Below are 26,810 nucleotides of genomic sequence, written 5' to 3'. Positions count from 1 at the left end.
AATTACCCTCCCCCTAACTGAAAGCAATTATCAATTATATTAATAATAATGATAATCATTGTCAATTATATTTTGATATAAGTTCCACTAAACGTTTACTCACTCTATTCTTACGTTTTGAATTGAACAGCCTATAGTTACCAAAAAGTAATATAGGCACTTTTTAGTACCGTACTAGCGATAATGGAAAGTGAGTGCTATGATGGAATACATGAAACTTCGTGACCAATACGAGGTGTTAAATAAAATAAATATCAAAAGACAATCTATACATAACACGAATCATCGTTAAAGGAGGATGTACTCGTGAAGAAGTACAATATAGGAGTAGAAGCGGCATTGGAAGTAATCGGGGGAAAATGGAAGGTCGTCATTTTATGCCATTTGACGAAAGGAACGAGACGTACAAGCGAATTGAAAAAGCTGATGCCTGGCATCACCCAGAAAATGCTGACACAGCAATTACGCGAACTGGAAGAAGATGGAGTCATTTTAAGAACCGTCTATAATCAAGTTCCTCCGAAAGTGGAGTATTCTTTAACAGATTACGGCTGGTCGCTTGAGCAGATTCTCGATTTATTATGCGCCTGGGGAGAACATCATATCGAGCGGGTCTATCCAGATAAAGACGAGGTTCTGGGGCAGCCGGTCGAACTGGATTAAAGAATTCTGCTCTGTCATTTATACGAAAAAAGCCTTCATAAACAAGAAGGCTTTTTTCGTATAATGTCGTTTACTTCTCCTCTTGGACTGCTTCAACCAACTGAGATAAAAACTCATAAATCAATTGATAGGCATCTCCGATGGACATCTCTTCTTTGAACCCTTCGACATAATTCAAAGCAAAATTCAAATCCCATAAGCCATCCGCCTGATTGAACATCGCGCCAAATCTCAAATCAGGACCGTCCAGGTGTTCAGATAGATAAGTCTTTAATGCTTGGTCATACTTTTTTTGAAGCTTCAATCCAAGCATGACATTATAAAATCCAAACATGTCATCCAACTCCAATGAAATCGCATCGACACGTATAAGGTCAAACGCTGGGGACTCGAGATAAATAAATTCGCTTTTATGTTGTTTTAAAAAATGAATTGATTCCTTTAGAAAAGAAGCCGGTGCTTCTTCCGCAATCAACTCATCGGTTTCTTTATGTACTCGTTCAATATGGGCCTCGGCAAAATGCTCAGAAGCCTCTTGTTTCAGTTGATTTTCCAACATTTTTTAATCCTCCTGTAATATATACAATCACTATATCTTATCATATCCCAACGTAGTATTAAAAATATTCTTTTACTTTCATTCATGAATAAGATGATGCTTTAAATTTAAAGCCTGTTTTGAATTTTCTGTAAAGTGTGTTATAATGAACCAAATTTTCAAAAGGAGATGATGTGGTTATCAGTATTGCAACTTTGGTGACGTTTGGGGTTTATTTGGTGGGAATGTTGTTGATTGGAATTGTCTGTTATAAAAAGACAAACAATGTATCGGATTACTTGCTCGGGGGAAGGCAGCTGGGCGGTTGGGTTGCGGCGATGAGTGCCGGCGCTTCCGATATGAGCAGCTGGCTGCTTTTAGGTTTGCCTGGTGCCTTTTATGCAGGAGGCCTTGGAGAAATTTGGCTGCCGCTCGGTCTTGCGATTGGTGTCTTTCTCAACTGGCAGTTTGTTGCACCGCGACTTCGAAAATATACCGAAGTATCAGGTGATTCCATTACCATTTCAGAGTTTCTGGAGAACAGATTCCGGGATCGATCAAAATTGCTGCGTATTATTTCAGCGATTGTCATTTTGTTGTTTTTCGCCTTTTATACCTCTGCAGGATTGGTCGGCGGAGCGATTCTTTTTGAAAAGTCATTCGGGCTAACATACAGTACAGCACTTTTGATTGGTGCTGCCGTGATCATTGCGTACACGTTTCTAGGAGGTTTCCTAGCTGTTAGTTGGACTGACTTCTTTCAAGGGATTCTCATGTTTTTAGCCCTTGTAATTGTACCGATTGTGGCCATTTTTGAAATGGGTGGCCTTGCAAATACCTTCGAGGCCGTACAATCCATTGATTCTTCGTACTTAAATGTCTTTGAAGGCGCCACAACAATCGGTGTCATTTCCCTGTTGGCCTGGGGATTGGGATATTCAGGGCAGCCGCATATTATCACACGCTTTATGGCGGTGAAAAACATAAAAGAGGTAAAAAAAGGGAAAATCATTGGTGTTTCTTGGACGATTTTATCGATGATTGGGGCGATGTTTACAGGTCTAGTCGGGATCGCGTATTTGGCTTCAAACCCTTTATCTGATCCAGAAGCAGTATTTTTAACGTTTACCCAAGTTTTGTTTAATCCATGGGTTGCCGGATTCTTGCTGGCAGCTGTCTTATCTGCCATTATGAGTACGATCGATTCCCAGCTTTTAGTTTCCTCAAGTTCACTAGCGGAAGATTTTTATAAAGGACTAATCCGTCAAGACGCAAGTGAAAAAGAAGTATTATGGGTTAGCAGATTGGGAGTTTTAGGGATTGCGATTATTGCCATTTTACTTGCACAAAATCCGGAAAGCAGCATCCTTGATCTTGTAGGGTATGCTTGGGCCGGGCTTGGTGCGGCATTCGGTCCGGTTATCATTCTCTCATTATTTTGGAAGCAGATGACAAGAAACGGTGCTTTGGCCGGTATGATTGCCGGCGGATTAACGGTGATTATATGGGGCAATATAAGCGGCGGTTTGTTTGATCTATATGAACTGGCTCCAGGATTTCTATTCTCCGCAATAGCTATTTTCCTCACAAGCATGCTTGATCAAAAACCATCGCAGGAAATTGAAGAAGAATTTGAAAGAGCAACGGCTTAACATAACAAGGAGTGTACCGAATGTTCCGGTGCACTCCTTGTTTATATGTACATATTACTTTTCAGAGTTTCGTAAAACGGTTATAAAGCCATCCAATATATCATGACTAACGAAAAATCCTTTACGTTTATAAAATTCCAGGGCATTATGATTACCATTGGAAACAAAGATGAAATAATCTTCGACATCATCAAATTGCTTCAACCACATCATTGACATATCGAAAAGGATCGAACCAACCCCGTATTGCCTGTACTCTTCTTTAATATAAAATTGGGATAAACAGCCTGCATTTTTTTTGCTAACAGAAGAAGGGTCAAAAAAAGTGGCAAATTCATTTGAATAGGTTTCTTTAGGGGAGATATTTGAATATACATAACCTACTATTTTATCATCATCTTTAACTACTACCGTATAATTGTATAGTGCACGTTTTATTGAAGGAATCATCCGTGTGTCAAAATTCATGTTGTCAAACAATTCCGGTTTTATGTATGATTTTGACTTTTGAAAAGCCATGAGTTCATTGCATAAATCTCTGCAGCATTCGATGTTTTCATCATGTATCATTTCATATGTTAAATTCATATTGTTCACTCCTTTATTCAATTAAAATTCTAAGCCATCCATCATACGTTGTTTCCGCCTTCACTCTGCATAATCCTCCCTTTCATCATAAGTGTGACACGTCTCTGTATATCGGGTCTCTTTGCTTTTTGTTTATATTCAACTTCCATTAGTAAAGTCTTGTCAAGGTGTACAATGTTTGTCACATTTCAAAGAAGTTATGCCTCTCCACTTTGCAAACTCTAAGGGAGAAATTTTTATACCATTCTGCTTTCCCTCTGTCCTGTGCAGCCTTATGTGCTGAGTGTTCCTTCCAATTCTTTATGGCTTCTAACGATTCCCAATATGAAACAGTAATTCCTAATTCCTCGTCACGGGCACTTTCCACACCTAAAAATCCCTCCTGCAGAGAAGCTAACTCTACCATTTTATCCGCCATTAATCCGTAACCCCTGTCTCCTTCCGTTCTCTGTGAAGTAAAAATTACTGCGTAATACGGCGGTTCAGGAGTTTTTACCATTCCACTCATCTTTTATTTCTCCCCAATCATTTATCGATTTAGAAAAATTCCATATGTTTCTTTTCCTTTTTATAATAATCTAGTCTGTCTTGCAGTGTACCTGTATGAAATTCAAACTTATGACCATCCGGGTCTGTAAAGTAAATAGATTTTTTATCTTTGTCATCTCTTGGACGGCCTGAAAGGATGTTTACATTCAATTCCTTTAGTTTCTCGTACATTTTAACAAAGTCTGCTTCTTCTATTGAAAAAGCTATGTGTGTGTATGAATGGCTTATTTCATTACGAGGAATATTGTTTTCTACATTTAGGGCAAGCCACATACCATTCAAATCAAAATAAGCAGTGCTTCGCCCCTTAACTAACAGCTTTGCATCAAAAACATTTTGATAAAACTTAATGGAATTCTCTAAATTAGAAACTGAAAATAACAAGTGATTCAAACCTTTTACAGTCACTATATCACCTCGAAATTAGATTTCTTACAATCTCTATCATAGCAAAGGAAGGAAAAATGATGAAAGTATCCTGATTGTTTAGCTTAATAAAAAAATTGTTCTATCAGAGAAACTATTCTAATATTGCAACCATCGAACTGTAAAGCAAATATAAAACGATTGTTCATCCAACTGAATTGAACTCGACACTCATTTGCGCTTGCCCGATTCACATATTCCATGGTTCCACATATAAATATATGGTGTGCCCATCTATACACGTACCCCCAAAAATGTACATTATATTCTGGGCTATAGGAGGAAATTTCATGGCAAAGTCCGGCTTTGTTCCAGATAATACAAATATAAAGAAAACGAGTGGAACTCCAAATCTCTTTTTTGACTCAAGGGACAATGTTTTTTTCGAAAGAGACCCTGATAATATTGCTTACGAGGTCACATCGACCCAATTGCCTGCAATGGTAGGCGGAGCTTTTGTTGATCTTTATCTTACAAAGGGACATATTCGGGAACCTCATTGGCATCCGAATGCATGGGAATTAGATGTTGTTGTTTCGGGTGAAGCCATTATCTCCATTGTTGACCCGGATACAAAAAAGCTGCACAACTATAGAGCAAAACCCGGTCAAGTGGTTTTTATTCCAATGGCTTGGTGGCATTGGATCAGACCTGCAACAGAAAAATTGCATCTTCATCTCTTCTTTAACAATGATCAGTTTGAAACAGCAGAAGGTTCTGATACACTACGTTTAACACCGCCAGAGGTTTTCGAACTTTCTTACGGTATCGATTCTAAGAAAATAGCCGATGCATTATCTCCAATTAAAGAGTCGGTCGTAATCGGACCTCCTGCTCAAACTAGAAAACACTCCAATCCGAATACAAACCATTTAAAACAAGAAAGCGATCAAATGAAAAATTGGAAAAATGAAGGGATATCCATAAATATCAATGATAAACCTATCCTTTTTTAAAATGAATTCATTCGGTATGGGAAAACCATGCCTTTTTTACTTCACACAATAAAAAAGCCAGCATTGAATTTGCTGACATGTGGGTTCATGATTAAATTCTTATACGATATAAAAATTTCAGGTGCCAATCAGATCAAATAAAAATGTACCATTAAAAATAAAAAATTTATGCCTACTTTAGTAACCATTTTATTAAACCACCCTATTCTACATCGAATATTGTTGTCTTCATCGTTACAATTTAAAGTTATCATCATTTTATTTAGCTAATGTTAACGAATTATAAATATTTAATTAATTAAGCAAGTTCTCTGTTAAAGGGGGGCCTCCTTACCTGTTTTTCAATAAGAATTTTTTCTAGAAAAAACATTCATCCTAGCAGTGACCGTATTTACTCAAAAAAGTCTTAACTTGCTTAATATGAAACTTGTCATGCTCTACCATTGCACTCATATAAGACTGTAAGGATTGCTCTTTATCTTGAATCACATATATCTGGGTAAAGTCCTCTAGGGAAAATGATTCAAGGGATTGTATAAGATTAGTGCGACTTTCCTTTAACTGCTGGATTAGTTCCTCTTTAGCAACCCCTCCTTTGTTCTATATCCTGCTTACTCCTCAGTGATTACTCTCATTCTTTATAAATAAACGGGGGATGCGACGGCTCAATGTAGATACAACTTCATAGTTTATCGTACCGAGCATCTCAGCAACTTCATCAACGGAAATCTCAGCTTCGTTTTGCCGACCGTAAATAACAACTTCATCCCCTTGCTTTCCTTCCCCGTCCCCTAAACTAACCATTAGAAAATCCATTGTAACTCTTCCCACCACCGGTACCCGTCGTCCACGATGAAGTACAAACCCACGGTTGGAAAGTGCACGTGAATAACCGTCAGCATACCCGATTGGCAATGTCGCAATTACTTCTCCAATTTTTGCTATGTACGCAGCACCATAACTAATGCTCGGTGGTCCTGTCATCATATTTTTCACATAAGATATACGTGTCTTCAAGCTTAATACAGGTTCAAGCTTAACAAGTTTTAACTGTTTAATATGTGTTGATGGATATAATCCATATAGGCCTATACCTAAACGAATCATATCAGCGCTAAATTCTGGGAAAGCGATAGCAGCAGCCGTATTATTCATATGCACGGTAGGAAGTTCAAAGCCTTGACGTTCTAAAAAGCGAAGAAAACTTATGAACAGATTGTGCTGGAGTCTTGTTAGTCTAGTATCTGGTTCATCAGCTGTTGAAAAATGCGTATAGATTCCTGACCATCTGAGGAATTTACTAGTCGTTAGAGCTTCTACACTCGCTAAAAGCTCTTCTTTTGTACGTACACCTATCCGTCCCATCCCAGTATCCACATTAATATGAATAGCCAACTGGTTAGTCATCACTTCTTTTGTCAATATCCTGTTAGCTTCTTTAATCCAATCAGCCTGAAATGCTGTTAACTCTACATTCCAAACAGCTGCCTCTTTAACACACCCAACCGATGTAAAGCCAAGTACAAGGATAGGTTCTGTAATCCCCGCTTTTCTTAAGACGATTGCTTCCTTCAGCGAGGCAACAGCGAGCTCACTCGCCCCATTTTCCAGTGTATGGCGTGCTACTTCTACCGAACCATGACCATAAGCGTTCGCTTTTACGACAGCCATAATTTTGCTCTTTTTGGGAATATGCCGGCGAATCGCTCGCAAGTTGTTCTCAATCGCATCAAGATTTACTTCTATCCAAGTTTCTCGACAAAGATTTTCCATCAACGCTTCCTTCCCTTCTTGTAGAATTGTACAAACTGTATTCAGCCGTACGGTAAATTCCTTAAAAAACATTGATGGTTGACGCTTTCTATCTAATTTTTATTCAACTTTAACTGTAAAGATTCGGAAGTAAACCGTTGAGGTGCTTATCAACTCTTACAGTGACAAATAACCGACAGATATTTTCACCTTCTCTCCGTTTGAATCATCAAATAAACATTTAATATTCATTTTTAGATTGTGTAAGAAAAAACGTTTTCATTTGATGTCCATTTTTTATAAGCGAAAATTCAAATAAAAATTTGCTTGTCATTCAAATTCATTTAAGTTACCATATCGGTAGTAACCAAAAAAAGTTACTACCGATATGGTAACTTTTTGGATAGATTTTTGAAAGGAGAGACTCCATATGAACTTTAGAGTTTACATTTTAGCAATTGCTTCGTTTGTTGTAGGAATGGTAGAGCTTATCATCGGAGGAACGTTAGACCTAGTAGCCAATGATCTGCAAATCTCTATTAGCACCGCGGGGCAGCTAATCACCGTTTTTTCACTTGTCTTTGCGATTGCAGCTCCCATTCTTTTAACATTGACAGCAAAAATCGAACGGAAATCTTTATGCCTTTGGACATTGTTCATATTTTTTATTGGGAACGTAATGTCTTACATAAGCCCTAATTTTATGATACTGATGGTTTCAAGGGTATTATCAGCTGCAAGCGGTTCGCTCTTAGTCGTATTATGTATTACGATTGCATCCAGCATAGTGAAAGAAGGCTATCGGGCAAGAGCAATCGGAGTCATTTATATGGGAATCAGCGGTTCTCTAGTGTTGGGTGTTCCGATAGGTCTGGTTATTGGAAATCATTTTGGCTGGCGCGCCCCATTTCTATTAATTGCCATTTTCACTCTTATTTCAATGATCGGCGTTTATGCGTTTTTAGGAAAAATTGAGCCAAAACCGGTTATTCCGCTGCGTCAGCAATTCCAGACATTAAAAAACGCTAAACTTGTAACGGCGCAATTAACGTCTTTATTATTTTTAACAGGACATTTAACGCTGTATGCTTATCTAACGCCCTTTTTAAAAACTGCTTTACATTTAAACGCAGCGTGGGTAAGTATTTTTTATTTCATCTTTGGTATTGCGGCCGTATTTGGCGGCGGGATAGGAGGATGGGCGGCGGACAAATGGGGTTCTAAAACAAGTATCCTATCCATTATTTCTTTATTCACCGTTGTCTTATTTGGATTAAACAAGGTAACATTTTCGATTCCGCTATTTGTAACAATGATGATCATATGGAGTATGTTAAGTTGGGCCATTACCCCCGCTCAACAAAACTATTTAATTGAATCAGCCCCTGAATCATCTGATATCCAGCAAAGCTTGAATAATTCAGCATTGCATTTTGGAATTGCTTTTGGGTCAATGGTGGGCGGGATTGTCATTGATCAATATTCGGTCCTGTACAATGCATCAATCGGCGGCATATTCATTTTACTGGCTCTTATATGTGCCCTGTTTTCAGTCACAAGACCAGCGATTCATCAAACAGCGATTGTAGAAGAAAAGACAAAAGCTGCAGGAGTGTAAAACTAAACATTTTAAGGAGGTGTAAATGGTTATAATTTGGTAGAAATAACCTTATTATAACCATGACATTATGAGTGTTCATATTAATGCGAAGCAAGGAGATATTGCAGAAAACATCCTTTTACCGGGAGATCCATTACGCGCAAAATATATTGCGGAAACTTTTTTAGAGGACGTTACTTGCTACAACAATGTGCGAGGAATGTTAGGTTTTACGGGAACATATAAAGGAAAGCCTGTTTCTGTGCAAGGTACGGGAATGGGAATTCCATCTATTTCTATTTATGTGAATGAGTTAATTCGTGATTATGGTGTGAAAAACTTAATTCGTGTTGGTACTTGCGGTGCAATCCAAAAGGATGTAAAAGTTCGTGATGTGATTCTTGCGATGACTACGTGCACAGATTCCAACATAAACCGTGCCACATTCCCTGGATTTGATTTCGCTCCATGCGCCGATTTCCCGTTATTGCAGAAAGCTTATCATGCCGGGGTGGAAAAAGGAATTGATATTCGCGTTGGCAATGTGTTAACAGCGGATGTATTCTACCGTGACAGCATGGAAATGGTTGAGAAATTAGGAAATTACGGAGTTCTGGCGGTAGAGATGGAAACAACCGCGTTATATACGTTAGCTGCCAAATACGGTGCTCATGCCTTAACGGTCCTAACTGTCAGTGATCACATTTTCACAGGCGAAGAAACAACCGCAGAAGAGCGTCAAACGACTTTTAATGATATGATTATCATGGCATTAGAAGCACTGATTACCAAATAGATTGATTCAGAGAATGTTCCTTATATGAAAAGGGCGGTGATATTATATCACTGCCCTTTTATTTTAATTGATGGCCGTTCTTTGGTCATGTCGAATTTTCTACATCGATCTATATAGTATCGCGACGAAAAAATAGAAAAAAAGTTATATTTATCCCCCGTAAATTTTATTGATAAATCGAAGTTTTATAAATGACCGATCATAGTACATTTTTCAACTCTAAAAATAATATCAGAAATTACACAATGGAGGAAACAAATGAAATCAACAGGTATTGTTCGCAAAATAGATGAATTAGGACGTATTGTTGTACCAGTCGAATTAAGAAAGGCTATGGATCTTAAAATAAAAGATCCTGTCGAAATCTTTGTTGACGGAGAAAAAATTGTTCTTAAAAAATATACAGCCCATAATGCATGTATGGTAACAGGGAAGGTTTCAAATAACAATATCATACTTGCTAACGGAAAAGTCGTGTTGAGTCGTGAAGAAACAATGAAACTAATAAAAGAATTAGAAGCTAAACTGCAACTCGCGTAAAAGTAAATCTAAGAGATTGGCATTATAGTTAACCGAACCATTCTTATCCGCAATCAAAAAATCATCAGACTCTATTAATCTGATGATTTTTTGATACCCATTTCTTTTGATTAATCCTCAGCTATTGCTCCGTTTGTTCAATATGATAAGGAGCAGCGCTTGTTGCTTTACTGAAGAATTGCAGCCTTCTGTTTAAAAAGCTTTATTCCTTTAGTTCCCTCCCTTTTTTGTCATTCTCAACATAACTTTATTTATTCGAAAAAAAATACAAAGGAAATAAACCATATATCACAAACTCTTCTCCTGATTTTATTTCCCTTTTTAGTGAAACAACAAGGTCATTTATGTGGGGATTACTCTTCATTCTTTGCTTTTTATCGCTAATGCGATCATTTTCCATGATAGAAATAAAACTGCTAATATATGAATTAAAAAATTACTATTTGTTTGTTTTTATTTTTGTGTCAGGGGGAATTGTTTTTGTTTATATTTTTTGTCTGTGTTTTGTTTACTTTATTTTAAAGAAACACAAAATTTCCATTAACATTCTCTTTCTATACTAATAGTTGAACAAAAAATTATTAGAGAGAGGGAAAATAATGAAAGACGAACAAGCTAAAGAGAAAAAGGAAAACTTACTGCATATCGATATTTTTAATGAAGGGATGGGTCGCCGAAGTTTTATACGACGAACTACTAAATTTGCTGGAGCAACACTTGGATTAACATTCATCAACTCATTAAATCTATTACCTGCTCTGCCAATAGTTTCAGCTTCCTCTTCCACGTCAAGCTTAAGAGCAGAGCCTAATTTAGTGTTTCCGGTAATCAGTGATGTTCATATTAAAAAAAGCGGAACTGCTGACATGAATAAGTTTGCAGCAGCATTAGACCAGTTAAACCAATTAGCTCCAAGACAAGATGCTTTTCTTGTTGTTGGTGATCTAACAGATTATGGTTTAGTTGAAGAATATGATCGTTTTATGTCTCTTTATAATGAGAAAGTTAATCCACAAGCTGTATCGATGATGACAATGGGAAATCATGATTATTGGAACGGCTTATCAACGATTGATGCTCAAAAACGTTTTCGAGAGAAAACAGGAATGGAAGCTCTTTACTACCATAAAGTGGTGAATGGTTATCACTTTATCGTTCTTGGTACTGAAGATGGTACAACACATGGCTACTTCTCAGAACAACAAATTCATTGGCTAGGAGAACAATTGAAATTAGCACAGCAAGACGACCCTAAGAAACCAATCTTTGTTTTATTGCATCAACATATTACCGGAACCGTTTATGGAAGCGATTTGTGGGGGACAAAAATTAATATAGAATTACTTTATAGTACGTTAAAAGAATATCCGCAAGTTATTACATTCTCGGGTCACTCTCATTATCCGTTGGATGATCCTAGATCTATCCACCAAAAAGACTTTACTTCTGTAGGAACTTCTTCTGTCAGCTACATGGAAGTTGAGGGTGGAAAAATACAAGGAAACCTTCCTCCAGGTTATAAGGAGCTTAGTCAAGGTTTAATTGTAGAAGTATACAATCATAAAGTGATTTTAAAGCGACGTGATTTCCATAATAACGATTGGACAGGAAAAGATTGGGAAGTAATCCTTCCTTCTTAAGTTAATAATCTTAATCATTGCTTTAGTTATCTTCGGGCCTTCAAAACTCCCGGAAATCGGACGGGCTGTCGGCTCTACATTGCGTGAATTTAAAAAATCGGCAACTGACTTAGTTTCTTCTAACGAAAAAGAAGAAAAAACACAATCTAAATAATGTTAAACCTTATAATATTCCCTATCTATAATACTCTTAAATGACAAATGTTTATAAAGGAGGAAGTTAAAATGAAAGCTATTGGTCTAATGAACGCCAAAAAGAGCATTTCTATTATTGCTCTGATCTTTTTATTAGTATCTACCCTATCATTGCATGCTTTTGCTTCATCCGATTCAAGCGGTATGAAAGATTTGTTCACGTACACAGAAAATCGTGATAGTGAAAAACCTTATTTTCCCGATGATGCCAAATTGACAGTTAAAGATGTTAACGAGTACTCTGCAACCATCACTTTTGACCAAGCGAAAGATAATGAATTAGTGCATTCATATCGTATAGCAGCTCGTGATAAAGCGACTAACAAAGTGAAAAAAGAACTATTAGCGTTTTCTGAGTTTTATCGCGATCCAGTTCCTAATCAATTAACATTATCTGTATCCGGATTAGATCAAAAAACACAATATGAAATTACAGTATACGCGATTGATTCATTTAATAACGAAAGTGAGAAACCCCTCTCCATAAGTGTAGAAACAAAAGAAGAAGTGATTGATCCAAACGTTGAAGTTCCAAAAGCGGATGTTTTTGATTTTAGTTTCTTGGACAAAACGATGAAAGACTTTTCCCCTTCTAACCTTGAAGGTTCACTTAAAGGTAATGCAAATATTCAGTATGATGAAACATTAAAAAAGGAAGTTCTGCAGCTAAAAGGTGAAAACGATAACTTTGGGTATATACCATTTGGGAATGTGGAAAAAGCAAAAGCAGCAAATTCATTTACGTTAGAAACTGTGTTTTCCATGAACAAAATCCGTAACCAAGGCATATTGATGAACACGCAGGGCGGCGGTATCGGATTTGAATCAACTAACTCAGGATATGTTGAACTTTGGGCTCATATCGGAGGAAGCTACCAAAAAGTCGGTGTTCAGATGGAAGCTAATAAAACGTATCATTTATTAGCGACGTATGACGGAGAAAAAGTAACGCTTTATTTAGATGGAAAACGTGTAAATTCTAAAGCAGCAAGCGGAAAAGTGAATCACCCTGATATTCATTTTGCTATTGGAGCTGACCCTGGTTCAAACGGTTCAGGCGGAATTGTGTTGGATGGACAAGTTGCTTTAGCGAGATTATACAGCAAACCGTTAACGGCATCAGAAGTTTTAGCTGCTTATAATGAATTTTATAACAGAACACAAATTGAAGAAGTTAATTCGTTACACAATGAATTAGTCCAAGTTAATGAAACCCTTTCTTCTGATATTTCCATTGGAAATGACATCGGTCAGTACCCGCAGCATACGTATGACGTTCTTTTAACTGCTCAAAAAGAAGCGAAAAAAATATATAAAAAAATGAATATCACAAAAGAAGAAGCTGTAAATGCATACAATCAATTAAAAGAAGCACACGAATTATTTATTAAATCAAAAATTCAAATCGACAAGGACAAAGAGGCTCTAATCAAAGCTATTAAAGAGGCTAAAGAGCTTGTTTCGTCCGCAGTGGTTGGTTCTGAAACAGGTCAATTTTCTCAAGCTTCCATTGACCGTTTAAGCCGTACGATAAAGCTTGCCGAAACACTGCTTGAATCAGAGGCATTAACTCAAGAACAACTAGACCTTACTGAACAAGTTGTAAAAGACGTCATTGAAATCTTTGCAGAAAGCGTAACGAAAAAAGTGATGGAAGAAGGTTCATACAAAGCAGTATATAATCCAGTCAATGGTGACATTGTTGTTTATAAAAACGATGTAAAACTGTTCCAAGTTGATCATCAAGAAGATTACGGAAAACTGCGTTCGTTATTTATCGTTGATGATATGCCTTTTGTTGTTATTGAACATAAAACACACGACTTTGCTGTAATTGGACAAGTAAAAAAAGATGAGAAAGCGGTTGAAATGGCAGGATACTTCAAAAAAGATGCTGTATATGAGGCGGAAACATTAAATAAACAGTATGTTGCCAGACATGACCAAAAGAAGAAACATATTTATGTATATGATCAAAATAATAAACTAGTCTTGCATGCAAATGGCGGCAGTAAAGAAAATCTTAAAGGCATTATGAGTACAGATGAAAACGTGTATGTGTTTGTGGAAGATAACAAAAAAGGGTTAATCGTTTTAGGGAAAAAGCATCCGAAACAAACTCATGCAAAAGAATTGACAACCATTGAATTTAAATAAAAGTTTATAAATCAAACAAAGACTTCAGGCATTGAGCCGGGGTCTTTTTTGTAATCTCGACTAGTAACGATTCTCAGTATAGTCTTGGATATATGAATCTCCATTACTGAATATTTTTATCCTTCTATCTTCCGATAACTTTATAATGACTACTACTACTCAAATTATAACTTATTTTCTTAAAATCCTTTTCTAATTACATGGCGTTATTTATTCAATAGGCTCTTTTCTCAAAGGTTCTTCTCCAAATCTCGGATCGGTTCTACATCGCTTTGTCCCATTCCTCGTCAATTCTTATCCAGCTTTTGATTGATTTGCTGCAGCAACTCCAGCATTTGCTCATTTTGTTTTACTTGTGTTCCTATGTCCTTATAGATGCTGTATACCCAAAAAATCAGGAGAACTGACAACCCCAGCCCGATAAATTCCATGTCCATTTCCTCCCTGGTTCTGAAACTGAACCACCCCTTATTATTTTGCATTCCATTCCATGCAATAACTAACTTCAACATGTTGTATTGAGAACCCTTCCGAAGTCTAAGAAAAACAAAAGCTCCTTGTCTATCAAGGAGCTAGGCTGGTATGACGGTGTTTGTATGAAAGCAACATTGTATTTATTACCTACTATAGTCAAAAAAAAGCCCGTCCACAAAAGAACGAGCCCAAAAGGGGAATTATGAAAAACTACAGAATCATCTGCTCAATTTGCTAGAGTTAGTCTTGCTTACTTTTCATTTAGTCTTCTTAAAACATCATCATAATTAAGACAACCAAGGCCATTAGATGCATCTTCAAATTTTTTGAATTCATCTTCGGAGCCTAAATAAAAGCTCCTAAAAGTAAGTTCTTCCGTACCTTCCTTTGAAGTAGATCCGTTTCCTTCAGATTGGATGTTGTCCAAGGATATTTCTTTTTTAGCGCCATTTTTGCTGACATAATAATAATGTCGATCAAGATTGGGAGAGGACTTTTCGTTATCCCATCCGAAATGTTGAGGAGAGGATGTAGCAAGTACACCATGTTCGTTGAGTTTATATATTATGGTATCGTCTTTCATCTCTAATTTTGGCGTATTGCTTATATCATAAACGATATAGGAACAGCCACGGTATCCATCGGGTAATAATACTTCCTCTTTGATTTTTTTATCTCTCATGTTAAAACAAGCTCCAGCCACTAATAATAAGACGAAAAAAGAGACAGCTATTTTTTTCATATGATTCCCTCCCCGTTCAACAAAAAAGACAATCCTTTATTAAAGGTCGTCTGCACTTGTTATATAAAAGGTTCTGGACAGACTGAATGCAACAAAACAAGTGATTTTGCTGTATTCAGCTTTAAAATGGATTATTTTCTCCTGCCTCTTTTCTCGCTTGATCCAAATATTGCTCCGTATAGATTTGTTCAGAATCGGAGGCGTTTTTTATTCCTTCTTCCAGTTCGATTCTTATATTCTTTTTCTTGGCCTTGAAATCAATAAAAGCGCCTAAACCTAGTAACCCACTGCAAATCGTTATAATAAACAACCATAAAGGCATCGTTCCAGCCCCCTTTTGATTACAATTATATTCAGCTATATTTCTATATATTATATGTCTTTCCTTGACTATCCTGCTTCACTAAAGAAGAAAAAAGATACCGCAGCAATCCCCTTTCTTAAGCTCACCCCCCGTTTACTTCTATAAGATAGCGTTTCAATATTAATCATCTCTTAAGAAAAAACTGTAATTTTCCATTTTATTGTAAATAAAATCTCATTTTTTAGTATGATAGATAATAGTAATGTGACTGTAAATATGGAGGATTAAAAGTGAGTAAAATTAAAAGGAGGTCGTTCAGTTCCTATGAAATTAGATGATAAAAAGAAAAAGATACAATTACAATATAGACAAAAAATAAAGGAACAAAGGGAAGATGATAAAAATTACACTAAGCAAGCATTTATTGTTGCGACTATCCTCGTGTTAATTTTAGTAATCATTTATTTCTTCGGTGACATTTTTTTTAAATCAGACAATCTTATAAATATAAAAAAGGTAGGATAAGAATTGTCTAATGAACTAACTTACCCAAATTCATAATAAAAAATGGCTCCTTACAACGAAGCCGCCTGCTAGTATGTATTCTCTTATCAATGTAACGTTCTCGTGCTAATTCCTGCAAGTCTGCCCAGCTTTTGCATTATGTACTCACCTCTTGACGACATAGCTGTATATCTTTACGTAATGTCAAAGTCCATTCTTTTTATAAGAAAGGCTGTGTTAAACAACAATGTTGATTTGCGCTGGTTTTGACTCATTCGTGCAAAATGACCATTTTGCACGCTTTCAGCGGACGCTGAAAGTGACTAAAACGAAAAGAAAACCTCTTGAGAGTTCATTCTACTCACTAGAAGTTAACCGGTGTTCATTTCTTTTTTGTGCAGCTTCATCGTTGCAATAAGCAATGGAACTGTAATCATTAACATAAGAATCACCATGACAGCACTTATATAGTAGTGAATGTTCGGCTTATATCCGTATGTCACGAATAGATAAGCAGATACGATGAACAAAATAGATATAAACAACTCAAAGATTAATACCATGATGAAAAATAGAATATACGGAATAACAATCTCTTTGTGAGAAATGTGTTTTAAAGTTAATCCTTCCCAACATAGATCTGCTAATTTACCTAGTTTTCTCATTTCTACCACTCCAGGGAACATACTTTATACATAGTATGCCCATAAAGCAGCCTTTTTCCTTTTTTATCCTCCATTTTACCATTCTGCGTTTATCCGGATTAACTGCACAGAAATAAAGGGTATAAAAAAATTTAGATATCCATTTAAACGTCCCTAATGCTCTACCCGGAATATACAAATTTGTTGTATCCCCTTCATGTATTGAGGTTTTACATAAGATAAAACTCTTAAAATAGGTATGAAACCCCTGTCGATGCCACATTCTATGCATGGAGGGATGTATATGAATATTAATATTAATTTGCCTGTTGTCACATGCCCAAATTGTCAATCACAAAAAGAAATCCACTTAGTATTGACTGCGCAATCCAATCAAAATGTGATTTACGATTGCCCTGATTGCGGCTATGAACTGCGGAATATAGAAACAAGCAAAGGATAATGGGGAGGCTACACTTTAACATAGCCTAATCCTAATAAAGAAAGACTGCTCTTAATTGGGCAGTCTTCTTTATTTTTTGACTATGGTGAGATTAAATGATATCACCCAGATAGATTGGAATTGGATTACCCTTTAAATAGTCCATTATATATGGAATCATCTCTTTAGGATAAAAATGAGATTGAACTAAATTCTTCAATGGTATCCATTCCACTCCCATTTGCCCCTCATCAGGGTTTATTCCTACTTCTATCTCTTGTTGAGGGTCTTTTAACTTGCAAGCAAATATACATTCAACTTGATGAATAGGGGCATCGTATTGAGAAAAATCATGATTTTTTCCAATGTACTCACGGACGAAAAGCAGATCGCCTACTTCCACTTCCGCTCCTATTTCTTCTATACATTCCCGTTGAACAGTATCCCTAAGATTTTCCCCGTGTTGTTGACCGCCACCCGGCAAAAACCAACATTCCCCATAAGGTTCTTTTACTTTCACAACTAAAATCTTATGATCTTGAATAAGTAAAGCTCTTGCTGAGTTTCTAACTAGCATTTCCTCGTCTCCTTTATGAGAACTTATTTTTTATCTTGATTTTTCTCCAACAAATCAATTATTCTTTCATTCTGCTTAACTATTTTTCTTAATTCCAGCTCAATTGAAAATACTGTCACGACAATCATAACAACCCCTATTATTTCTATAATTTCCATTAGGCCACCCTTCCTTTAAATTCCATTCTACCAAAAAGGACAATACCTATTCTATACACCTTTAGTTATTTGTGGTGTATGCCGTAAGCTTGTTCAATACCAAATTTAGCGGCAGCCCGTTTGGCATGAAGCGCAAAGCCTGAATATACCCCTGCATACCCAAGGACTAAGCTGTCTCGCGTAATTTCCTGGAGGGTTGTAAAATAGGGGCGACAATCTCTTCAGCCAAATCCATCATCTTATAAAGATCAACACCCGTTTGAATGCCCATTCGATCAAGCACTGCGACCAGCACTTCTGTTTGTGTGTTACCGGCACCCGCTCCCTCCTCCTCGATAAAGATTGTCACTTTATTGCCCTTGAAAATTGGATTCGTCCGCAAGCGATAGCCTGGTACATACGATTGAACGGTTTCAGCCATTTCTTGAATCGACTTTCCAATCAGTTCATCGTTCCTTTTCTAATTGTGAACCAAGGTTTACTGGTGGAACGACTAGCGGTCTCACAGCAACCAGAGTCATATCCATTCCTTTTTTCTCCGCTTCTTTTAACAATTTAGCATGACGAATATAGGCTTTTGCTGAGGTTGCATCATACACAATATCAGCTAATTCAGACTGCTCAAGAAACCGTTTCTAAAGCAGCTCATCCCCCTCAATCATCCGGTTATATCCAAAAAGCGCCCAAAATAAAGAGGCTGCGTTTCAGCAACCTCTTGGGCCAGTCTCTTTATCCTAACCTTACTGCATCTTCCTTCTCTATCTGTTTTAGCTTCGCAGCAACCTGTTCATCAGTTAAACCATGTTCTTTCACATATAAATTCCTTGGATGTACTCTGCACTCATGTGTGCACCCGCGTAAATACTTGTGTTCATTCTCTTCTGAGCATAAAATCTGTTTATTACACTCTGGGTTGGCACAGTTTACATAGCGTTCACATGGTTCACCTGTAAAGTAATCTTTTCCGACAATGACATATTCTGTCTGATTAACAGGAACGCTAATCCGTTCATCAAATACATAGCATTGTCCATTCCACAACTTCCCTTGTACTTCGGGATCTTTCCCGTATGTTACAATTCCCCCATGAAGCTGACCAACATCTTCAAACCCTTCTTTCAGCAGCCATCCCGAAAATTTCTCGCAGCGGATACCGCCCGTACAATAGGTTAGAATTTTTTTCCCTTCTAGCATCTCTTTATTTTCCCGTACCCATTGGGGAAGTTCACGAAAAGCTTCAATATCAGGTCTGATGGCACCTTTAAAGTGGCCTAAATCATATTCATAGTCATTTCTGGCATCAATTACGATGGTTTCTTCCTCTTGCAATGCCTCAAAAAATTCTTTTGGACTCAAATATTTACCCGTCACTTCGTTTGGATTAACATCATCTTCTAATTGAAGTGTTACTAGTTCTGGTCGAGGACGAACATGCATCTTCTTAAAAGCATGGGTGTCTGCTTCATCTACCTTAAATACCATTTCGGAAAAGCGCGGATCTTCCTTCATAATTTTCATATATTCATCTGATTGTTCAATCGTTCCAGATACTGTTCCATTGATTCCTTCTTTCGCCACAAGAATTCGGCCTTTAAGGCCCAGTTCCTTGCAAAATTCTAGATGTTGCGCTGCGAATTCTTCCGGGTTCTCAATCGGAACATACATATAATATAATAATACTCTATATGGTTTTGTAGTCTTCATGTTATTTCTGCCACCTATCTATTTATATTTACAAGATATAAATTCAAGCAGGTCCGTTTAATCGGTAAACTTTTCATACCGTCATTACATCTTTATTCATGTAATTAATTGAAATTATTTAGAAAACCTTCAATAGCATAATAATACTATAGAAAGAAGTAATTTATTTTTCAATAAAAATGCATTTAACATTTTCTACTATCTTATACATGATAAATAAGACTGGATAGTTTTATCTATGTTCTTATGCAATCATATTTTCTTCTAACGGCTTCAACTGACAAAAATTAAATAGACATTTAATGACTTAAAAAAGGACCGTCTCTTTGACGATCCTTCTAAGCTAACTCCCCTCTTATTACCATAGAACCTTTTTGAAGGCTATCGGAACGCAGACGATATGCGACCACTTTCTTCTTGTACCTTTTGACTACATCAACGCGATTGTTGTAAATGTACACAAAAAAACTAATATTATTTTTGCCCCTCTTAGTGTCAATGACCAATGGAGTTCCCCTGTTCTCTGGATGTATATCATATTTTTCTAAAAAAAGCGCTTCATTAAAATCATTAATAATTTCGTTTTTTTCTTCACCTTCTAAGCGTTTTCCGTCGATGGTGACAGTGGTATTCTCATCATTAAGTGTTGGATGCAATTCAAATTTGCTGATCATCCATTCCACAACACCGGTTGGAAGGCAGGTCAATACTACCTTAGCAAGAGCCGCAAGAATCAACAAAATCACAAAAGACCATGTCATATTTTATCATCTCCGTTACATTTTAAATGAACATCATTACCTAACTTAGGCTATCCTGGGACAGACAGCGGATTTTTGTATATTACATAGCACCTTTCCTTCTATGATAAGGAATTTGAAAAAAAACGAACCATCCAATCTACAGGTATTTTAGCCATCCACTTTACAAATATAATCGCGATTCAAACTCTCCATGGACATAGATCTGACCTATTAGCATAAAACTAAACAGAATAGCAAAATATTTGTGATTGCCTAAAAATAAACAAATAATCCATGAAAAAATCATGAATCATTTACAGGCAAGTTTATTCGTCATTTTTTCATTGAATTTTGTGAGAACCTTTATGAAGGATATTTTATTGCATGGCTAATGATTATTAATTGAATTGAATGATTTTTAAGGCATCCGCGAACCTCAAAACGCCATCCCGGATTAAGTGTGTCTCCCCCCGGCCAAAAGTAAAGCGTACATACCCTTTTTTCGAACCAAAAATGCTTCCTGGAACGAAGGCTACCCCTTTTTTCATGGACTCCTCCAATAGATGATATTCAGGAATCGGAGCGTTTAGCTTGCACCACATATGGATTCCCCCTTCTGGAACAAAAAACTCCATTTGGTCACCTAACAACTCTTCAAGGCTGGAGACCATCTCATTCCTTTGACGCTTCAGTTCTTTTCGAAGCATTAAAATATGGTTACTAAAGCGTTTTGAACCTAAAAATTCGCTTGCAATCCATTGCGGAAAAATACTATGTCCAAAATCCACTTGTTGTTTCGCATCCGCCAAGCGTTGAATAACCTGCGGGGGGCCAATCACCCAGCCAATTCGCAATCCTGATGCGACGATTTTCGATAAGGAACTAATATACAATACATTTCCGTTATCATCCATTGATTTTAAGGTTGAATTTACGCTTCCATCGAAGGAGGTGAGACTATAAGGATCATCTTCAATAATCGGAATGCCAAATTCGGCCGACAACTCTAAAATTCGTTTTCTACGCGCCAAAGAAAGCACGGTTCCGGTAGGGTTTTGATAGTCAGGATTTAAAAAAACCATTCGGATTCGATGCTTTTTGTGCATAGAGATAAGATCATCAGGATTGATACCATGCTCGTCTACAGGTAAAGGGAAAGTCCTTAAGCCGGCAGACTGGAAGATCGGCAGGGAAAAACAATAAGACGGGTCCTCGATTGCAACTGCATCTCCCGGCTTTAGCAGGCATTGAACAATAAGGTGAAGAGCCTGCTGGGCACCGGACGTAATCAGAATGGAAGAAGGATTCGTATCTATATTTTTGTATTCTTTTACATGCAAAGAAATCGTTTCTCTTAAAGCTTCATTTCCTTGCGGGTGGTCATATCCAAGATGCCCCATAAATGGCTGATCGGAAAGAATCGCCCTAAATTGATCTGTTAGAAACAGCTGTGGTGCCAATTCACCACTGGCTAAATTAATTAGATCATTTTTCTGAATTTCGGTACGGATGCGCTGAACTAAAGGGAGATTGGGTAAAAAAGAACCATCTTCTACATATCGGCCCCAATTTGGGATACGCTTATGCGATATTCCCCATATATCCGTACTAATACGTGTTCCGCTTCCTTTTTTCCGTTCCACTATTCCAAGCGACTGTAACTCTTCATAGGCAGCTACTACCGTGCTTCGATTTACCTGCAATTCGTTTGCAAGAACGCGTTCTGATGGCAGTACGCTATCAGGTGAGAAAATTCCCGAAGAAATCCCCTGCTCGATATAGTCTGCAATCTGTTTGTAAATAGGTTTCTTATCCGCGCGATTCGGCTTCCAATCCATTTAACTCCCTCCCTTGCCATCGTTTCTTTATTGCCTATTATAATTAAAGAAGGCTCCTCTAACAAAATCACCTTTAAAATCTTTACTCCTATAATAAAGAACATCTCAAAAATATTACCAGCCAATTTTGTGTTTTTTGACCATCCACTTCACAAGAAGATGATTATTCTTACATTATTAGGGACGCTAATAATATAATTGTGTTTGGAAAAGATAATATTGAGGTGTTGATATGAATGTAGAGCGGGCTATAGAAATTTTGTCTTCCGATCAAGAAATAGCCGTACACTTTCATGGTATTCCTGTGTGGATCGAAAGCGTTGTTGCAACGTCAAATATGGCCGTTGTTTCAGAGCGGGGGCCCATAGTAAAAGGCAGCTAGTGTCGATTGATTTTTTGGAGGAAACGGGAATTTATTATACGTAAACGAAGGTAATCATCCTGGTCATTGCTCCTTTTTAACATTTTTCTTTTATGATGGCGGAATAGTTAGAGAAAAATGCGGATTTACACCGGAAAGCAATGCTCGTTATAAAAAGCCCAATTTCACTTTATGGTCAAAGAGAAATCGGGCTTTACTCATTAAGATTAATCATAAAACGTCTGGTTATCAAGCCAGTTAGAAATGTTTTGACTTGTATCGGATTGACAGAAAGCGTTTTGTACCTAATCGTTAAATACTGCTTTCTAATCAAAATCATTAAAGTCTCCATTTTTTTAGGACACTCCGTCACTTTTTACACCAAACCAAAAGTTATCCCATATATTTTGAATTCTCGGTTCCATCTTTTCTTTTCCATAGTAGGATAGTTCAATAAATATCCCGTCAATCAAACAGTAATAAGAAATGACTAAGTCCTCAATATTCTTATCACACAATTCTCCATTTTCAATTCCTTTAATGAATATGATGCGTAAAATAGTAGATAAAGCTTCTTCAGATAAGAGAAATTTATCGCTAATAAGTTCTTTCAATGGTTCAGGAGGAAAAATCATCGACCTTTTTAGAAAAGCCGATTTTTCTTCGTTATCTATATAATACTGAAAAGTAGCATATAGCATATGATAAAGCTTTTTTTCAGCCGATAAGCCTTCCATTTCCTCTATAAGTTGTTCCATATACCGCACATGTTCCCATAGAATCGTTTCAAAGATAGACAGAAATAATTCTTCTTTACTTTTAAAGTGGTTATATATGGACGGTTTTTGTATTCCTACTCCTTTTGCAATTTCCGCTAAGGATGTTCCTTCATATCCGTTTTTGGCAAAAAGGGATAAAGCGATAGCCTTAATTTTGTCTTTTGTCATGATAAACCTCCATACTATGTAACGCTCGTTAATAAAATTATAAACCTATTTCCTTTTTTAGTCTAAACACTACACCTACATATCTATAAGTTCATATAAATCCTCATAAAACTCCTTAAATAAAAAAGCCCCATTTTATATGTAGCAGCTCAAAACGGGACTTTTCTGTTCACAAAATAGTTATATACGAATACTAGCTTAACGACGGTACTTCTTGTTCTGTAAAAGCAACCTTACCATCACTTATGGTGAGTTTCACTTTTGTCTCGAGAATTTCTTGTACAGGAACATCAAAAAAATTTCTATCCAAGATAACGATATCAGCAAGTTTTCCCGCTTCAAGTGTACCTAATTCATGATCTCTGAATGTTCCGAACGCAGAGCCGTACGTATAGGCACGTAAAGCTTCACATAATGTAATGCGTTCTTTGGCATTCCATACGTCTTTTCCGCTGCTGTCAACTCTAGTAATCGCACGGTATATCTGACGCATAGGATTTAAAGAGTCAATAGGGAAGTCAGTCCCAAAAGCCAACTTCGCACCCTTATTTTTTAATGTGTTTATAGCAAACACGTAGTTTTCCCGTTCTTTACCGATTCGGTCGGTGTATACTCCTCTTTCGGATAAGGCAAAATGATTAGGCTGCATAGAAGCAATAACCCCAAGTGAAGAAAATCTAGAAATATCATCAGGATGAATCACTTCTACATGCTCTATGGAATGGCGTGAATCTCGTTTACCATTCGCCTTTTGTGCTTCCTCATAGGCATCTAAAGCAAGACGAATCGCTCCATCTCCAATAGCATGAAAACGTATGCTGAACCCTTCTTTATCCGCTGCAATCACTCGTTCATTGATGGTCTCGCGAGAAAAGGCAGCATGCCCCCGAGTTCCCGGCTGATCTGCATATGGTTCGAGCAAATAAGCCGTACGGCTGGTGATAACGCCATCAATGAATTGTTTTAGTCCGGACACCCGCAATTTATCAGATTGATACTTCTCTCGCAACTGTTTTGCCGATTCTACATCGCCATCAAGAGCCGGAAAGAGATGCATCCGTACGGTTAGGTCCCCATTCTCTTCAAACTCTTGAAACAGCTCGAAATCATCCAATTTACTCAAAGTTTCTGTGCCGAACAGGTTGTTTACAGAAGTTACGCCAAGACGTCCCGCTTCTTTAAGGAAGCTTTTTAGTAGTACAGCCTTTTTAGATTTTGATAGGTCATATGCATACTTGGTAATAAATGAAGATGCGTCCTCAATCAAAATACCTGTCGGCTCTCCATACTCATCTTTTTCAATCGTGCCATATGATGGATTGCCAGTATCCCGACTGATTCCTGCAATCTCTAATGCTTTGCTGTTTACCCATGTATAATGTCCTTCGGCATGAAACAACAACACAGGTCTGTCGGGAAACACACGGTCCAAGGAAGAACGGTACGGCAACCTTTTATCCTCCCAGTAGCTGGAATCCCACATAAATCCAATAATCCATGCCTCCTCCGGCTTTGACTCGGCATACTCTCGCACCATCTCGACCGCCTCTTTTTCAGATCGTGCGTCGAAAAGATTAACACTTTCCAAAGCAAGACCGCCCATCATCGCATGAACATGAAAATCATGAAAGCCAGGTATAATCAATTGATTTCCATAATTATATACTTTCGTTTCATTTCCAATAAATGATTTTATGTCTTCTTTAGAACCCACAGCTTCAATCCTATTACCGGTAACAGCAATTGCTCCAGGCACTGGGTAATCTGTTAGCCCCGTAAATATGGCATCACTTGAAATAACAATATCCGCTTTTTTTCGTTGATTCATTTAAAGTCCTCGCTTTCTATCAATCTCAAAAGTAATAGGGTTGCAATATGAATTAATACCAGTGACTTACCTTACTATTTTCATCTCACCTTCGCCTTCCTCAAAATATAGTTCCGGGGGGCGATTTTTGAACATTTTGGTTGAGTACAAAAGATATATAAACCCTACAATCAACCAAGTGCCTCCAAGTACCACTGAGCGGATATCCAATTTCATCCAAAAGAGGGCGGTGATAGAAGCACCGATTAACGGAATCACCAAATATAGAAATATCCCTTTTATAGATCGCTGTTTTTTCCTGATAAAGTAATGAACAATAACAGAAAGATTAACGAACGTAAAAGCAAATAAAGCACCAAAATTAATAAAAGCTGTCGCTGTCGTTAAATCCAAAAACACAGCGCTCATAGCGATACAAGCAATAATCAATATATTATAGATGGGCGTGTGAAATTTGGGTGAAATATAGCCACACACTTTGTTGGGAAGGATATGTTCCCGTCCCATGGCATACAAAATCCTTGCTCCACTTCCACCAGATGCTACAGCCGAAGCAATCGATGCTGTCACGGTTACAGAAAGAAAAAGCGCATTTAGAAAATTGCCGCCTGCATACATCAAAATATCTACTGCAGCCGATTCAGGATCCCGGAAAGCATTAAAGTTTGGAAAGATTGACTGGGCGAAGTAAGTAGATGCAACAAATAGTATCCCTCCAATAAATGTAATAGCGTAAATAGCTTTAGGTAGTACGTTTTTTGGATCTTTTGTTTCTTCAGCTAAAGTAGTTACCGCATCAAATCCTAAGAAGCTAAAACACAAGAGCGGGACAATCGATAATAAATCAGAAAACTTCACATTTGGACTAAAAAAAGGAGTGGAAGCGAGCAGCTCCCCTGTTCCCTTTCCTTCCAAAAGCCCCTTGATACAGAGGATGCAGAACACCATGATAAAGAGAATTTGGAAAAGAACCAAAAGTGTATTAACGTTTGCCGCAATTTTAATCCCAAAGATATTGATAGCGGTTACAATTATAATGAAAGTGGTAATACAGACGGTGATAGGGATACTTGGCAGATAAGCATTCACAAAGATTCCAAAAAGTAACGCACTAATCATCGGACTAAACAAGTAATCCAGCAAAATAACCCATCCCACAAGAAAACCTAAATACGGATTCATTCCTTTTTGCACAAAAGTATAGGCTGATCCAGCTATGGGATATTCTTGAACCATTTTCCCATAACTGTAAGCGGTAAACAGCATGACAGCCAGAGCAATGATATACGCTGTAGGAATCATGCCATGCGTACTGTCGATAGCAATGCCGTATGTGGTGAAAACTGTGATGGGCGCCATAAAAGAAAGACCGAATAAAATAACGTCCCGTAAAGTAAGCGAACGTTTAAGTTCAGAAGTTCCATTCATTGCTAAAACTCTACCTCCCTATAAGTCAATATCATCAAACTCACTTAATAGAATATTTATTTTT

The 26,810-nt window shown here is 37.3% G+C and carries 28 protein-coding genes and 2 pseudogenes; 12 read left to right on the top strand and 18 right to left on the bottom strand.

All coding sequences use genetic code 11. The features are described 5' to 3' along the window. The first annotated feature begins 306 nt into the window (after window positions 1-306). A complete protein-coding gene (locus tag BK575_RS11875; protein WP_078410558.1) occupies window positions 307-663 on the top strand; it encodes a winged helix-turn-helix transcriptional regulator in 357 nt (118 codons plus the stop codon). 70 nt (window positions 664-733) lie between these two features. Here BK575_RS11875 and BK575_RS11870 read toward each other — a convergent pair whose 3' ends face one another. After that, on the bottom strand, window positions 734-1,222 hold the full coding sequence (locus BK575_RS11870; protein WP_078410557.1) for a branched-chain amino acid aminotransferase: 489 nt from the start codon (window positions 1,220-1,222) through the stop codon (window positions 734-736). Between the two features lie 179 nt (window positions 1,223-1,401). Here BK575_RS11870 and putP point away from each other — a divergent pair, with 179 nt between their 5' ends. Continuing rightward, the gene (putP, locus tag BK575_RS11865; protein ID WP_204524903.1) at window positions 1,402-2,853 is read left to right on the top strand and encodes a sodium/proline symporter PutP; all 1,452 of its coding nucleotides are present in this window, start codon (window positions 1,402-1,404) and stop codon (window positions 2,851-2,853) included. A 54-nt stretch (window positions 2,854-2,907) separates the two neighbouring features. On the opposite strand, the gene BK575_RS11860 is transcribed toward putP, so the two are convergent. The 3 genes from BK575_RS11860 to fosM form a co-directional block, all read right to left on the bottom strand. Further along, window positions 2,908-3,441 (bottom strand): GNAT family N-acetyltransferase, encoded by a 534-nt coding sequence (locus tag BK575_RS11860; protein WP_078410555.1) that lies wholly within the window; start codon window positions 3,439-3,441, stop codon window positions 2,908-2,910. A 181-nt stretch (window positions 3,442-3,622) separates the two neighbouring features. Next, entirely contained in the window at window positions 3,623-3,949 is a 327-nt protein-coding gene (locus BK575_RS11855; RefSeq protein ID WP_078410554.1) for an antibiotic biosynthesis monooxygenase family protein, read from the bottom strand. A 29-nt stretch (window positions 3,950-3,978) separates the two neighbouring features. Beyond that, window positions 3,979-4,398, bottom strand: coding sequence for a FosM family fosfomycin resistance protein (gene fosM / locus BK575_RS11850; RefSeq protein WP_078410553.1), 420 nt, complete (start codon window positions 4,396-4,398; stop codon window positions 3,979-3,981). A gap of 308 nt (window positions 4,399-4,706) precedes the next feature. Between fosM and BK575_RS11845 the strand changes: the two genes are divergently transcribed. Then, on the top strand, window positions 4,707-5,372 hold the full coding sequence (locus BK575_RS11845) for a cupin domain-containing protein (RefSeq protein ID WP_078410552.1): 666 nt from the start codon (window positions 4,707-4,709) through the stop codon (window positions 5,370-5,372). Window positions 5,373-5,990: 618 nt separating this feature from the next. Here BK575_RS11845 and alr read toward each other — a convergent pair. Beyond that, window positions 5,991-7,145, bottom strand: a complete 1,155-nt coding sequence (gene alr, locus BK575_RS11840; protein ID WP_078410551.1) for an alanine racemase — start codon at window positions 7,143-7,145, stop codon at window positions 5,991-5,993. Window positions 7,146-7,554: 409 nt separating this feature from the next. On the opposite strand from alr, the gene BK575_RS11835 reads away from it, so the two are divergent. The 6 genes and pseudogenes from BK575_RS11835 (at window position 7,555) to BK575_RS11810 (ending at window position 14,052) form a co-directional block, all read left to right on the top strand. Next, on the top strand, window positions 7,555-8,742 hold the full coding sequence (locus BK575_RS11835; RefSeq protein ID WP_078410550.1) for an MFS transporter: 1,188 nt from the start codon (window positions 7,555-7,557) through the stop codon (window positions 8,740-8,742). 70 nt (window positions 8,743-8,812) lie between these two features. Then, window positions 8,813-9,520, top strand: coding sequence for a purine-nucleoside phosphorylase (gene deoD, locus BK575_RS11830; RefSeq protein ID WP_078410549.1), 708 nt, complete (start codon window positions 8,813-8,815; stop codon window positions 9,518-9,520). A gap of 258 nt (window positions 9,521-9,778) precedes the next feature. Next, the gene (locus BK575_RS11825) at window positions 9,779-10,060 is read left to right on the top strand and encodes an AbrB/MazE/SpoVT family DNA-binding domain-containing protein (RefSeq protein WP_078410548.1); all 282 of its coding nucleotides are present in this window, start codon (window positions 9,779-9,781) and stop codon (window positions 10,058-10,060) included. Window positions 10,061-10,725: 665 nt separating this feature from the next. Beyond that, window positions 10,726-11,697, top strand: a pseudogene (locus BK575_RS11820) (metallophosphoesterase family protein); the annotation flags it as partial. Window positions 11,698-11,704: 7 nt separating this feature from the next. Next, the gene (locus BK575_RS11815; RefSeq protein ID WP_078414756.1) at window positions 11,705-11,854 is read left to right on the top strand and encodes a twin-arginine translocase TatA/TatE family subunit; all 150 of its coding nucleotides are present in this window, start codon (window positions 11,705-11,707) and stop codon (window positions 11,852-11,854) included. 71 nt (window positions 11,855-11,925) lie between these two features. After that, a complete protein-coding gene (locus tag BK575_RS11810; protein ID WP_169907760.1) occupies window positions 11,926-14,052 on the top strand; it encodes a LamG-like jellyroll fold domain-containing protein in 2,127 nt (708 codons plus the stop codon). A 287-nt stretch (window positions 14,053-14,339) separates the two neighbouring features. Here BK575_RS11810 and BK575_RS28580 read toward each other — a convergent pair whose 3' ends face one another. The 3 genes from BK575_RS28580 to BK575_RS11800 form a co-directional block, all read right to left on the bottom strand. Continuing rightward, window positions 14,340-14,483, bottom strand: coding sequence for a hypothetical protein (locus BK575_RS28580; protein ID WP_169907446.1), 144 nt, complete (start codon window positions 14,481-14,483; stop codon window positions 14,340-14,342). A 293-nt stretch (window positions 14,484-14,776) separates the two neighbouring features. Next, a complete protein-coding gene (locus BK575_RS11805) occupies window positions 14,777-15,268 on the bottom strand; it encodes a DUF6843 domain-containing protein (RefSeq protein WP_078410546.1) in 492 nt (163 codons plus the stop codon). 121 nt (window positions 15,269-15,389) lie between these two features. Further along, on the bottom strand, window positions 15,390-15,590 hold the full coding sequence (locus BK575_RS11800) for a hypothetical protein (protein ID WP_078410545.1): 201 nt from the start codon (window positions 15,588-15,590) through the stop codon (window positions 15,390-15,392). Between the two features lie 306 nt (window positions 15,591-15,896). Between BK575_RS11800 and BK575_RS11795 the strand changes: the two genes are divergently transcribed. Further along, window positions 15,897-16,097: a hypothetical protein gene (locus BK575_RS11795; RefSeq protein ID WP_078410544.1), complete on the top strand. Its 201-nt coding sequence runs from the start codon at window positions 15,897-15,899 to the stop codon at window positions 16,095-16,097. A 350-nt stretch (window positions 16,098-16,447) separates the two neighbouring features. On the opposite strand, the gene BK575_RS11790 is transcribed toward BK575_RS11795, so the two are convergent. After that, window positions 16,448-16,741: a hypothetical protein gene (locus BK575_RS11790; protein ID WP_078410543.1), complete on the bottom strand. Its 294-nt coding sequence runs from the start codon at window positions 16,739-16,741 to the stop codon at window positions 16,448-16,450. Window positions 16,742-17,024: 283 nt separating this feature from the next. Here BK575_RS11790 and BK575_RS28575 point away from each other — a divergent pair, with 283 nt between their 5' ends. Beyond that, window positions 17,025-17,183, top strand: a complete 159-nt coding sequence (locus BK575_RS28575) for a hypothetical protein (RefSeq protein WP_169907758.1) — start codon at window positions 17,025-17,027, stop codon at window positions 17,181-17,183. Between the two features lie 91 nt (window positions 17,184-17,274). Here BK575_RS28575 and BK575_RS11780 read toward each other — a convergent pair whose 3' ends face one another. The 6 genes and pseudogenes from BK575_RS11780 to pdxR form a co-directional block, all read right to left on the bottom strand. Continuing rightward, window positions 17,275-17,739, bottom strand: a complete 465-nt coding sequence (locus BK575_RS11780) for an NUDIX domain-containing protein (RefSeq protein ID WP_078410541.1) — start codon at window positions 17,737-17,739, stop codon at window positions 17,275-17,277. A gap of 23 nt (window positions 17,740-17,762) precedes the next feature. Then, the gene (locus BK575_RS29350) at window positions 17,763-17,897 is read right to left on the bottom strand and encodes a hypothetical protein (RefSeq protein WP_268877721.1); all 135 of its coding nucleotides are present in this window, start codon (window positions 17,895-17,897) and stop codon (window positions 17,763-17,765) included. A gap of 92 nt (window positions 17,898-17,989) precedes the next feature. Further along, window positions 17,990-18,306 (bottom strand): annotated as a pseudogene (locus BK575_RS28865) (hypothetical protein); the annotation flags it as partial. Between the two features lie 320 nt (window positions 18,307-18,626). Further along, entirely contained in the window at window positions 18,627-19,601 is a 975-nt protein-coding gene (gene trhO, locus BK575_RS11765) for an oxygen-dependent tRNA uridine(34) hydroxylase TrhO (protein WP_078410540.1), read from the bottom strand. A 338-nt stretch (window positions 19,602-19,939) separates the two neighbouring features. Next, on the bottom strand, window positions 19,940-20,362 hold the full coding sequence (locus BK575_RS11760; protein WP_078410539.1) for a YfmQ family protein: 423 nt from the start codon (window positions 20,360-20,362) through the stop codon (window positions 19,940-19,942). A gap of 380 nt (window positions 20,363-20,742) precedes the next feature. Further along, on the bottom strand, window positions 20,743-22,182 hold the full coding sequence (pdxR, locus tag BK575_RS11755) for a MocR-like pyridoxine biosynthesis transcription factor PdxR (protein WP_078410538.1): 1,440 nt from the start codon (window positions 22,180-22,182) through the stop codon (window positions 20,743-20,745). Window positions 22,183-22,414: 232 nt separating this feature from the next. On the opposite strand from pdxR, the gene BK575_RS11750 reads away from it, so the two are divergent. After that, window positions 22,415-22,564, top strand: a complete 150-nt coding sequence (locus tag BK575_RS11750; protein ID WP_235867371.1) for a small, acid-soluble spore protein, H family — start codon at window positions 22,415-22,417, stop codon at window positions 22,562-22,564. 335 nt (window positions 22,565-22,899) lie between these two features. On the opposite strand, the gene BK575_RS11745 is transcribed toward BK575_RS11750, so the two are convergent. The 3 genes from BK575_RS11745 to BK575_RS11735 form a co-directional block, all read right to left on the bottom strand. After that, on the bottom strand, window positions 22,900-23,490 hold the full coding sequence (locus BK575_RS11745) for a TetR/AcrR family transcriptional regulator (RefSeq protein WP_078410537.1): 591 nt from the start codon (window positions 23,488-23,490) through the stop codon (window positions 22,900-22,902). A gap of 193 nt (window positions 23,491-23,683) precedes the next feature. Further along, on the bottom strand, window positions 23,684-25,318 hold the full coding sequence (locus BK575_RS11740; RefSeq protein WP_078410536.1) for an amidohydrolase: 1,635 nt from the start codon (window positions 25,316-25,318) through the stop codon (window positions 23,684-23,686). 66 nt (window positions 25,319-25,384) lie between these two features. Then, window positions 25,385-26,746 carry an APC family permease gene (locus tag BK575_RS11735; protein ID WP_078410535.1) on the bottom strand — a complete coding sequence of 454 codons (1,362 nt, stop codon included), beginning with the start codon at window positions 26,744-26,746 and terminating at the stop codon, window positions 25,385-25,387. Window positions 26,747-26,810 lie beyond the last annotated feature (64 nt).

Source organism: Priestia abyssalis (assembly GCF_002019595.1).
In the GTDB taxonomy this organism is placed as follows: domain Bacteria; phylum Bacillota; class Bacilli; order Bacillales; family Bacillaceae_H; genus Bacillus_BA; species Bacillus_BA abyssalis.
Note: the sequence above shows the minus strand (reverse complement) of the source record. Positions and strands in the feature narration are given on the sequence as shown.